The 926-nt window shown below is 70.5% G+C and carries 2 pseudogenes; one reads left to right on the top strand and one right to left on the bottom strand.

Annotated elements, in window-relative coordinates:
- Positions 1 to 311 (bottom strand): annotated as a pseudogene (locus IU450_RS39265) (esterase family protein); the annotation flags it as partial.
- Positions 312 to 576: 265 nt separating this feature from the next.
- Here IU450_RS39265 and IU450_RS39260 point away from each other — a divergent pair.
- Positions 577 to 926: pseudogene (locus IU450_RS39260) on the top strand (hypothetical protein); the annotation flags it as partial.

Raw genomic sequence — 926 nt, 5'->3', positions numbered from 1 at the left:
TCGGTCCAGCTCCCGTCGCTGATACCGCCGTTGGCGCCGTTGAGCAGATAGAACGTGGGCGCGGGCCGAGCCGGATCGGCCGCGCGCAGCACGCGCACCCGGGCGACGCTGTTCATCGCCGCGGAGAACACGCCGACGTCGAGAACACGGTCGGACTCGGCGCGGATGTCGTGAATCCGGGAACCGTCGGGTGCGGACACGGACGCGAGATCCGGCAGGGAATCGGCCGTCGCCGCAGTGCCCGAGCCCGCCAGCACCGTGATCACGGCTGCGGTCAGCAGGATTCGTTTCCGGGAGTGGGTAAGCGACATCGCACCTCCGATCTCGAGGCCGCACCCCGGCCGGCGCCCGTGGCTGCGCGGGCCGGAGACAGGCGACCGACGCTGAGGATCGGCATCGAGTCAACCGCATCCGGCGAGCTCGTGAACACGGATACCCGCAACCTTGTGGCCGTTCCCAGCTGGAGGCCGAGCGAACTGGCCACCGGCCCCAAACGAGTTCGATGCCGCTTGCCCGCACAGACATTCGCGTCCTAACGTTGGCGGAGTTCTCGTCCCGTCCGCCGGAAGGCCGTGAGTGGATTCTCCCGCCCCATCGCCGTACCGTCGCGGTGCGGCACGGACCGCACGGCTGGCGGCGGCGCTGAGCGTCGTCGCGTTCGTCTTCGCGACCGGCACGTCCGGTTCGGCGAGCGCCGGACCGACCACGCCGGAACTCCCGTCACCGACCGGCGCCGCCGCGGATCGCTCCCATATCGCGAGCACGGCACCGGGACCGGGAGGACTGGTCGAGCTGACCGTCTACTCCGCCGCGATGGCGAACACCGTGACCGTGCGCGTCCTTCCTGCCGCCGACAGATCGGCTCCCGCACCCACCCTGTACCTGCTCAACGGCATCGACGGCGGCGCGGACGGCAACTGGCTCAG

Origin of the sequence: Nocardia abscessus, from assembly GCF_015477775.1 — a bacterium.
GTDB lineage: Bacteria > Actinomycetota > Actinomycetes > Mycobacteriales > Mycobacteriaceae > Nocardia > Nocardia abscessus_A.
The sequence above is the reverse complement of the archived record's forward strand: the minus strand, read 5'-3'. Positions and strand labels throughout refer to the sequence as shown.